8 protein-coding genes are annotated in these 9,483 nt (G+C 74.8%); 4 read left to right on the top strand and 4 right to left on the bottom strand.

Features of this window, described 5'->3' with window-relative positions; translation table 11 throughout:
* Positions 1-95: 95 nt before the first annotated feature.
* The 3 genes from AB0910_RS04475 to AB0910_RS04465 form a co-directional block, all read right to left on the bottom strand.
* The gene (locus tag AB0910_RS04475; protein ID WP_366743011.1) at positions 96-1,223 is read right to left on the bottom strand and encodes a glycosyltransferase; all 1,128 of its coding nucleotides are present in this window, start codon (positions 1,221-1,223) and stop codon (positions 96-98) included.
* A gap of 26 nt (positions 1,224-1,249) precedes the next feature.
* Positions 1,250-1,885 carry a TetR/AcrR family transcriptional regulator gene (locus tag AB0910_RS04470; RefSeq protein WP_366743010.1) on the bottom strand — a complete coding sequence of 212 codons (636 nt, stop codon included), beginning with the start codon at positions 1,883-1,885 and terminating at the stop codon, positions 1,250-1,252.
* Between the two features lie 77 nt (positions 1,886-1,962).
* Positions 1,963-4,227, bottom strand: coding sequence for a UvrD-helicase domain-containing protein (locus AB0910_RS04465; RefSeq protein ID WP_366743009.1), 2,265 nt, complete (start codon positions 4,225-4,227; stop codon positions 1,963-1,965).
* 241 nt (positions 4,228-4,468) lie between these two features.
* Here AB0910_RS04465 and AB0910_RS04460 point away from each other — a divergent pair, with 241 nt between their 5' ends.
* Both AB0910_RS04460 and AB0910_RS04455 read left to right on the top strand, forming a co-directional pair.
* Entirely contained in the window at positions 4,469-4,921 is a 453-nt protein-coding gene (locus tag AB0910_RS04460) for a class I SAM-dependent methyltransferase (protein ID WP_366743008.1), read from the top strand.
* 153 nt (positions 4,922-5,074) lie between these two features.
* Positions 5,075-5,227 (top strand): hypothetical protein, encoded by a 153-nt coding sequence (locus AB0910_RS04455; protein WP_366743006.1) that lies wholly within the window; start codon positions 5,075-5,077, stop codon positions 5,225-5,227.
* 267 nt (positions 5,228-5,494) lie between these two features.
* Here the strand turns inward: AB0910_RS04455 and AB0910_RS04450 are convergent, their stop codons facing one another.
* On the bottom strand, positions 5,495-6,886 hold the full coding sequence (locus AB0910_RS04450; protein WP_366743005.1) for a cation:dicarboxylase symporter family transporter: 1,392 nt from the start codon (positions 6,884-6,886) through the stop codon (positions 5,495-5,497).
* Between the two features lie 289 nt (positions 6,887-7,175).
* On the opposite strand from AB0910_RS04450, the gene AB0910_RS04445 reads away from it, so the two are divergent.
* Both AB0910_RS04445 and AB0910_RS04440 read left to right on the top strand, forming a co-directional pair.
* A complete protein-coding gene (locus tag AB0910_RS04445) occupies positions 7,176-8,768 on the top strand; it encodes a sensor histidine kinase (RefSeq protein WP_366743025.1) in 1,593 nt (530 codons plus the stop codon).
* The gene (locus AB0910_RS04440) at positions 8,765-9,454 is read left to right on the top strand and encodes a response regulator (RefSeq protein ID WP_366743004.1); all 690 of its coding nucleotides are present in this window, start codon (positions 8,765-8,767) and stop codon (positions 9,452-9,454) included. The genes AB0910_RS04445 and AB0910_RS04440 overlap by 4 nt, the downstream gene beginning before the upstream one ends.
* The last annotated feature ends 29 nt before the right edge of the window (positions 9,455-9,483 follow it).

The raw sequence follows: 9,483 nt of genomic DNA, 5'->3' as shown, positions 1-9,483 counted from the left end.
GCCCGGCCGCGCCGACCCGCCACAGGGCGGTGCCGTCGGGGCCTGGCGCGAGCGCGTGGACCAGCGGGGCCGCGCGCACCCGGGTGCGGTACGGCTCAGGCCAGGGCCGCGGCGAGGCGGTCGGCGACCTCGGCGGGCGACGGCATGCCGGCGATCTGGTCGGCGGCCTTGCGGGCGGCGTCCGCGTACTGCGGGCCGGCCAGCACGTCGGCGGCGGCGCGGGCGACGGACTCGGGGGTGGCCGCGTCCGGGGGGACGGCGACGCCGGTGCCCGATGCCGCGACTCCGGCCGCCTGGAGGAACTGGTCGGCGCCCTGGGGCACCACGACGAGCGGCAGGGCGCGCGCGAGCGTGCCCAGCACGGTGCCGGCGCCGCCGTGCGTGACGACGAGGTCGACGCCGCTCAGCAGCTGGTCGAGAGGGGTGAAGCCGACGAACTCGACCCGCTCGCTGTCGATCGCGTAGTCGTCGGCCGACGCGGTGAGGCCGAGCGTGACGCGCAGGTCCACGTCGGCGGCCGACAGCGCGGCCAGGATCGGGCCGAGGACACGGGGCTCCGCGAAGTGCGTGCCGAAGGAGACGAGCACCCGGCGGCGCGCGCCCCGCGGCGCGGGGGCGGCGGGCGCGGCGCCGGGGCCGCGGTGGGGCTCGGGGCGCAGCGGGACGCGCCCTTCCGGCGCCTGCCGGTCGGGCGCCTGGAGCGCGTCGGGGCAGGGGTCGAGATACCAGCGGGCCGGGGCCGGCGCGACGCCGCGCGCGGCGAAGCGGGGCGCGGCGACCGCGGCGAGGCCCGCGGTGAACTCGGCGGGTATCGCGGGCCCGAAGGCGAGGGTGGCGAGGGGCACATCGAGGACGGCGGCGGCGAGCGGTCCGACGAAGTCGCACGCCTCGGCGACGATCAGGTCGGGCGCGAAGCCCCTGGCGGCCGCGAGGGCGTCGTCGGCTGTCAGGTCGACGCGGACGCCGGCGAAGAACTCGGCGACGGACTCGGGGGTGGGGTCGCTCGCCGCGTCGCCGCCCGTCCTGCGGGCGGTCTCGGCGAACAGCACGTCGACCGCGGGTCCGGCGGCGAGCAGGTCGATCCCCTCGGGCGCGAGGACCGGAGCGAAGGCCTTCCCGGTCAGTACGGCGACGGTGTCGCCGCGGTCGCGGAAGGCGCGGGCGAGCGGGAGCTGCGGCAGCAGATGGCCGTGTGCGGGGGTGCTGGAGAAGAGTACACGCATATTCATTAGAGTAGTGCTTCACCCAATTAAAGCGGCGCAGCCCCGCCGGGCGCGCCGAGCAGGGCGTAGGCGACCTGGTCGGTGAGCCACGCCTCGGCGCCGTGCCAGCTCCAGCCGAGGGCCCGCAGGCGGCGCCAGGACGCGGGGCCGAGGAAGTACTCGAACGCCAGGGCCGCCTCCTTCGGCGTGCTGCCGGGGCGCAGCGCGCCGAGGGCGTCGAGGCGCGCCACGACCCGGTCGAACCGCTCGCGCTGGAGGGTCTCCGCGCTCTCGACCGCCGCGGCGATGTGCGGGTCGGCCGAGGCGTTGTCGTACAGCACGGCGAGGGCGCGCTGGTGCCGCGCCACCAGCCGGCGCGCGGCCGACACGCTCAGCGCCACGATCTCGCGGCCGTCCGCCGCCGCCTCCACGGCGACCAGCATCCGGGAGACCGCGGCCTCGGCGGCTGCGCGCTCCATCAGCCCGACGACGAGGGCGGGCTTGCTGCCGAAGGAGGCGTAGACCGTGCCCGCCGCCACCTCCGCAGCCTCGGCGACGCGGCTGACGCTCACCCGCGGGTAGCCGTGCTCCGCGAACAGGGACTCGGCCGCGTCCAGGATCGCGTTCCTGGTGGACGCGGCGGCGCGTTCACGGACGGTGGAGCGGTAGGGGCGAGGTGACATGCGCCCACTGTAGGAGGGGCCGGCGGGCGGCCCCGGAGAGCGGAGACGGCGGGGGTGGCGGGGCGGCGGGGGCGGCGCTACTGCCCCGCGGGCGGCGTGCCTGTCCTGTCGCCCTGCGACCGGACGATGCCGAGCCACTGCGTGGGCCGCGTCAGGGCCACGTAGAGGTCGTTGGCGCCGCGCCGCGAGCCGCCGCGCACGCCGTCCGGGTCGACGACCACCACCCGGTCGAATTCCAGGCCCTTCGCCTGCCGGGGGGTGAGCAGCACGGCGGGGCTGGTCAGGTCGGGGGCCTCGCCGTACGACGCCGAGGGCAGCGCGGCGGCGAGCCGGGGCAGCAGCGCGGCGGGAGCGATCACCGCGAGCCTGCCGCCGTCGGCGGACCGCGCCGGCGCGCCCTGCTCGGCGGCGAGTTCGGCCGCCGCCCGCACCAACTCCCCCTCGGGCACGGCCCGTACGAGCGGCTCCGCGCCGGTGGACCGTACGGAGCGCGGCGGCTCGAAGCCCGGCTCCACGGACCTGCGCACCTCGGCGGCGACCGCCATGATCTCGGCGGGGGTGCGGTAGTTGACGCCGAGCCGTTCGAGGCGCCAGCGGTCCCCCACGTACGGCGCGAGGATCTCCTGCCAGGTGTCGCAGCCCGCCGTGTCGCCGGTCTGGGCGGGGTCGCCGACCAGGGTCATCGACCGGCTCGGGCAGCGGCGCATCAGCAACCGCCAGGCCATCGCGGAGAGTTCCTGCGCCTCGTCCACGACGATGTGCCCGAAGGCCCAGGTGCGGTCGGCGGCGGCGCGCTCGGCGGCGCTGCGGGTGTCGGCCTCCTCCTGCCGCTCGGCGAACCGCTCGGCGTCGATGATGTCGTGGGCCGTGAGGACCTCGGACTCCTCGTCCTCGAACTCGTAGGTCGTGGAGCCCGCCGAGACGTCGAGCACGCCCTGCGCGTACGCGATCTGCTCCTGCCGCGCCGCCTCCCTCGCGGCGCGCTCCGCGCTGTCGTCGGCGCCGAGCAGCTCGGCCGCCTCGTCGAGCAGCGGCACGTCGGCCGGGGTCCAGGGGCCGTCCACCCGCCGCACCAGAGCCTGTTCGTGCTCGGGGAGCTGGAGGGGGTCGGCGAGGAACCCCGCCACCAGGCGCTCGGGCGTGAGGGAGGGCCACAGCTCGTCGATCGCCGCGTGCACGGCGCGGCTGGTGGCGATCTCCTTGCCGAGCTGGGCGATGTCGTCGGCGCCGAGCAGGTTGGGGCCGCCGTACGGGTCGGCACCGAGGCGCTCGGCGAGCCCCGCGGTGAGCGCGTCGATGACGCGGAACGCGAAGTGCGGGCGCGCGAGGTTGTGCGGCAGTCCGGTGGCGCGGGCCGCGGCACGCGCGTCCTCTGCGCTCGCGCGGTCGAGCGGGAGGACGCCGTGGTCCTCGTGGTCGATCTCCAGCACGTGCTCGGGCACCGTCTGGCGGTCCCGCACGGCGCGGGCGAGTACGCCGGCCATCGCGGCCGAGCCCTTGACGGCCGCGGCCGCCGGGGTGTCCGTGCCGGTCGCCGCGACGCCGGGGAACAGCTCGCCGACCGTCGCGAGCAGCACACCGGTCTCGCCGAGCGACGGCAGGACCTCGCCGATGTAGCCGAGGAAGGCGGGGTTGGGTCCGACGACGAGCACCGCGCGCCTGGCGAGCTGCTCGCGGTGTGCGTACAGCAGGTACGCGGCGCGGTGCAGGGCGACGGCCGTCTTGCCGGTGCCCGGGCCGCCCTCGACGACGAGGACACCGCGGTGCGAGGCCCTGATGATGCGGTCCTGCTCGGCCTGGATGGTCTGCACGATGTCGGCCATGCGGCCGGTGCGGGCCGCGTTGAGGGCGGCGAGCAGCACCTCGTCGGCGTCGCGGCTCTCGTGTCCTGTGCGGGTCGTGTCGCCGAGATCCATGATCTCGTCGTGCAGGTCGGTGACGGTGCGCCCGCGCGTGCTCAGGTGCCTGCGGCGGCGCAGGCCCATCGGGGAATAGCCCGTCGCGAGATAGAACGGGCGGGCGACGGGGGCACGCCAGTCGATCAGGAGAGGCGTGCGCTCCGTGTCGTCCTCGCGCATTCCGATACGGCCGATGTGATGGCTCCCGCCGTCCCGGAAATCGATGCGCCCGAAACACAGGCCGCTCTCGACCGCATTCAGCTGGGCGAGCCGCGCCGTCTCCTCCTGGACGTGCACGTCGCGCTCCAACTTCGCCTGCCTGCCGGTCCCGACCTGCGCGACGGACTGCCGCACCGAGCTCTCGGCCCGGTCCCTGAGCGTGTCGAGGCGGGCATAGAGATCGGAGATGAATTGCTGCTCGTCCTGCACTGCGTCGGTTGACAATTCTTCCCCTGCCCTGGTATTCTCCGTAATGAACGTCCGCACTCTCACCCGCAATCCTGTACAGGTAATGGTGGCGCTGATTGAGCGCGGAAACCCCCAATATACGCAGACAATGGCCCCGCTCGTCAATTGACGAGCGGGGCCATTGTCTTTCGTCACCGCGGCCTTTGCGCCGTCGCCGCCCGGCGAGCCGGGTGTCCAGGAAGCCTTCCTCCGCGCCTTCCACGCCGAACACCCGGACGTGACCTCACAGGTACTGGGCGGGGCCGATACCGGGGACGGCCGGTCGAGCTACCGGGTGCTGGCCGACCTCGTCGCCGGCGCCCGCCGGGTGGTCGAACTGGGCTGCGGCGACGGGCTGTTGCTTGAACTCCTATCGCGGGAGCGCGACCCGGCCGACCTCGCGGGCGTCGACCTGTCGCCACAGGCGCTGGCGCTCGCCCGGCGCCGGCCGGCGCTCGCCGGGGCCCGGCTGCGGGTGAGCAGGGCCCAGGAACTGCCTTTCGCCGACGGTTCGTTCGACGCGTGCGTCGCGCACATGGCGCTGATGCTGATGGCGCAGGCCGAGCGGGTGACGGCCGAGGCCGCGCGGGTGCTCGCGCCAGGCGGGCTGCTGGCCTGCGTGGTGGGCGGCGGTGGCGAGGGGGCGTACGAGGTCTTCACCGCGCTGCTGCGGCGGGCCGTGCCGCCGTAGGAGGGGACGCTGCGCTTCCCGCGCCTCGGCGACCCGCGCACCAGGTCCCGCGAGGGGCTCGACGGGCTGCTCGCGCCCGCCGGATTCGGCCCGGTCGCCTGGGGCACCCTCCGCGTCGACCTGAGCGGCCCCGTCGAGCGGGTCTGGCAGGCCATGGCGGGGGTGTACGACATGCGGCCGCTGCCGCCCGGGCTGGTGGCCGAGGTACGCGACGCCTTCCTCGCGCGGGCCGCGGCGATCACGCCGCCCGGCGGGCCCACGCCCTGCGCCATGGTCCTGCACACGGCCTGCGCGCGGCTGGGCTGAGCGGCGGCGTCCGGGAGGCAGCCGTTGGAGGACCGCGTCCGGGAGGCAGCCGTTCGGCGACCGCTTCCGGGAGGCAGCCGTTCGGGGGCGGTGTCCGCCGGGCGGCCCGCCTCGGGGCGGCCTTCGGCAGGTGGCCGCCCGAGGGGCCCGTGCGCCGGGCGGGCGCGTCGGAGGCGGGCGCCCGGTGGGCAGTCGTCCGGCCGGCCCGGCGGATGCGCGTCCGTTCGGGCCGGCCGGTTCCCCGGGCCGGGGTGGGGGATGGGGGGGTCAGACCCCGGCCCTGGTCTCCTGCGCAGCGTCGTCACCGCGTTGTCCCGCCACCGCGGCGGCGGGGGCCTCGCCCTTGTCGAGGGCGGGCGCCGCGGCCTTGTCGCTCTCGTCCATCAGCGTGCGCTCGTCGAACGGCACGCGGCCCGCGAGGACTTCGTCGAGGCGGCCCCGGTCGAGCTCCTTCGTCCAGTTGCCGACGAGGACGGTGGCGACGGCGTTGCCCGCGAAGTTGGTCAGGGCGCGCGCCTCGCTCATGAACCGGTCGATGCCGACGATCAGGCCGACGCCGTCGACCAGTTCGGGCCGGTGCGACTGGAGGCCCCCCGCGAGGGTGGCGAGCCCCGCGCCGGTGACGCCCGCCGCGCCCTTCGACGCGACGATCATGAAGACGAGCAGCGAGATCTGCTGGCCGATCGAGAGCGGCTTGTCCATCGCCTCGGCGATGAAGATGGACGCCATGGTCAGGTAGATGGCCGTGCCGTCGAGGTTGAAGGAGTAGCCGGTCGGCACGGTGATGCCCGCCACGGACTTGCTGACGCCCAGGTGCTCCATCTTCGCGATCAGCCGCGGCAGCGCGGACTCCGACGAGGACGTGGAGAGGATCAACAGGAACTCGCGCGCCAGGTACTTCAGCAGCAGGAAGATGTTGACCTTGGCGAACACCCGCAGCACCAGGCCGAGGACGACGAAGACGAAGATCGCACAGGTGGCGTAGAAGCCGATCATGATCACGGCGAGCGACTTGAGCGCGTCGACGCCGGTCTCTCCGACCACCGCCGCCATCGCGCCGAACGCGCCCACCGGGGCGGCCCACATGATCATGGCGAGGATGCGGAACACCAGCCGCTGGATGTGCTCGATGCCGCGCAGCACCGGCTCGCCCGCCGAGCCCATGGCCTGCAGCGCGAAGCCCGCGAGCAGCGCGATCAGCAGCGCCTGGAGCGTGGAGCCCTCGGTGAAGGCGGAGACCAGGGTGGTGGGGATGATGCTGAGCAGGAAGTCGGGCAGCGAGTCGCTCGTCCCCTTGGCCTGCGCGGCGCCGGACTGGCGCACCGTCTCGGTGAGGTGCAGCCCCTGTCCGGGCTCCAGGATGTTGCCGACGATCAGGCCGATGGCCAGGGCGACGGTCGACATCACCAGGAAGTAGCCGATGGCGAGACCGCCGACGGCGCCCACCTTGGCGGCCTTGCGCACGGATCCGATGCCGAGCACGATCGTGCAGAAGATGACCGGCGCGATCATCATGGTGATCAGATCGACGAATCCGGTGCCGATGGGCTTGAGCTGGACGGCGGTTCCGGGGGCGACGAAGCCCACCAGGATGCCGAGCAGCACGGCCACCACAACGGCGATGTACAGGAAGTGGGTTCGGTCCCGCCTCGCAGCCACGTGTCCTCCTTGACTCGGGGTCTTGGCGACTATCCACCGCGCTGTGACCCCGGTCACCCTTCTGTTCATTTCGTTCATACGATTTCCGGCCACGGGTTGTGTGGATATCGCCACTGCTCCCCGGGCGTCCGGCAGGGACACTGGCGCCATGCGCTTCTCTCCCACGGCCTTCCGCAGGGCTCTCGCCGCGCCGTTCGCCGCGCCGTTCGCCAAGGGCCTCTTCAGGGGCCTCCCCCGGGTGCTCCCCGCGGGGCGCAGGCCGCGCAGCCTGGCCGGCCAGCTGTTCGCGATGCAGGCCGTCCTGGTGGCCGTGGTCGTCGCGTGGTGTGCGGTGTTCGCGTATGCCAACGACCGCTCCCAGGCCCGGAGCACCGCGGCGCACGAGGTGGTGGTCGCGGCGCGCTCCCTCGCGGAGTCGCCTTCGGTGGCGGCTGCGATCCGCACGCCCGCCCCCTCGGCGACGCTCCAGCCGTACGCGGAGCGGGTCAGGCGCGACACGAAGGTCGACTTCATCACGATCATGGACACGCACGGCATCCGCTGGACGCACCCCGACCCCCGGCAGATCGGCAGGCGGTTCCTCGGCACCACCGCGCCCGCGCTGCACGGGCGGACCTTCACCGAGACGTACGCGGGCACGCTCGGCCCCTCGATCCGTGCGGTCACCCCGGTCAGGGACGGCGGCCGCATCGTCGGCCTGGTGAGCGTGGGCATCACGGTGGAGCGGATATCGAGCCAGGTGATGCACCAGCTCAGGGTGCTCGCCCTGGTGGCGGGCGCGGCGCTGGTGCTGGGCGCGCTCGGCACGTATGTGATCAACGCGCGGCTGCGCCGCCACACGCACGGGCTGGACGCGCGGGCCCTGAGCCGGATGTACGACTACCACCAGGCCGCGCTGCACGCGGTGCGCGAGGGGTTGCTGATGCTCGACGGACGGCGCAGGATCGCACTGATCAACGACGGCGGCCGGGAGCTGCTCGGGCTCGACGCCTCGGCGGTGGGCCGCCCGGTGGCCGAGCTCGGCCTGCCGGCGCCGCTGACCGGCGCGCTGCTCGCGTCCGAGCCCCGGGTCGACGAGGTGCACCTGACGGAGGAGCGGATCGTGGTGGTCAACACCCGGCCCGTGGTGGGCGGCGAGCGCAGCGGCACGGTGGTCACCCTGCGCGACCACACCGAGCTGCAGGCGCTCTCCGGCGAGCTGGACTCGGAGCGGCGCTTCACGGAGGCGCTGCGCTCGCAGGCGCACGAGGCGGCGAACCGGCTGCACACGGTGGTGTCGCTGATCGAGCTGGGGCGGGTGGACCAGGCCGTCGCCTTCGCCACCTCGGAGCTCGAACTCGCGCAGGCCCTGACCGACCAGGTGGTCACGGCGGTCGGCGAGCCGGTGCTCGCCGCGCTGCTGCTCGGCAAGGCGGCGCAGGCCAACGAGCGCGGGGTGGAGCTGGTGCTCGCCCCGGACAGCAGGATGGACGACGGGGTGCTGCCGCCGACGCTGTCCACCCGCGACCTGGTGACGATCCTCGGCAACCTCGTCGACAACGCCGTGGACGCGGCGGGTTCAGGCGAGGGCCCTGCGACGGTGACGGTGACGGCCCGCGTGGAGTCCGCGCCCGCGCGGGCCCAGGACGGCGGCGCCGCGGACGAGCTGCTGCTGCGGGTGCGCGACACGGGCCCCGGGGTCGCGCCCGAGCAGGCGCAGGAGGTGTTCAGGCGCGGCTGGTCGACCAACGGCCCGGGCAGAGGGCTCGGCCTCGCGCTCGTACGGCAGGCGGTGCACCGGGCGCACGGCAGCGTGGCGGTGGCCGAGGCGGAGGGCGGCGGCGCCGAGTTCACCGTGCGGCTGCCGCTGGCCGGCGCGCGGACGGGGGCGGTGGCCGGATGAGCGGGGCGGAGCCGATCCGGGTGCTGGTCGTGGAGGACGACCCGGTCGCGGCCGACGCGCACGAGCTGTACGTGGGCCGGGTGCCCGGCTTCGCGGTGGTGGGGGTCGCGCACACCCGCGCCGAGGCGGTGCGGCTGCTCGACCGGCGGGCGGTCGACCTGATCCTGCTCGACCTCTACCTGCCGGACGGCCACGGGCTCCAGCTGCTGCGCGCGATGCGGGCCGGCGGCCACCAGGCCGACGTGGTGGCGGTGACCTCGGCGCGGGACCTCGCGCTGGTCAGGGAGGGCGTCTCCCTCGGCGTGGTGCAGTACGTCCTGAAACCCTTCACGTTCGCAACGCTGCGCGAACGCCTCGTACGGTACGCGGAGTTCAGGGGCGCGGCCGGGGAGGCCAGCGGCCAGGACGAGGTGGACCGCGCGCTCGGCGCCCTGCGCGCGCCGGAGCCCGCGGCGCTGCCCAAGGGGCTCAGCGCGCCCACGCTGACCGCGGTGACCGGCGCGCTGCGCGCGTCGGACGCGGGCCTGACGGCGGCCGAACTCGCCGTCGAGGTCGGCATCTCCCGCATCACGGCACGCCGCTATCTGGAGCACCTGGTCACCGCCCATCGCGCGGAGCGCAGCCCGCGCTACGGCCAGGTGGGCCGGCCCGAGCTCCAGTACCGCTGGCTCCCGGCCCGCCACTGAAGAGGCGGCCTCCGCGCAGGGGCCGCACG

The organism is Streptomyces sp. NPDC047002 (assembly GCF_040704505.1).
Lineage (GTDB): Bacteria > Actinomycetota > Actinomycetes > Streptomycetales > Streptomycetaceae > Streptomyces.
Note: the sequence above shows the minus strand (reverse complement) of the source record. Positions and strands in the feature narration are given on the sequence as shown.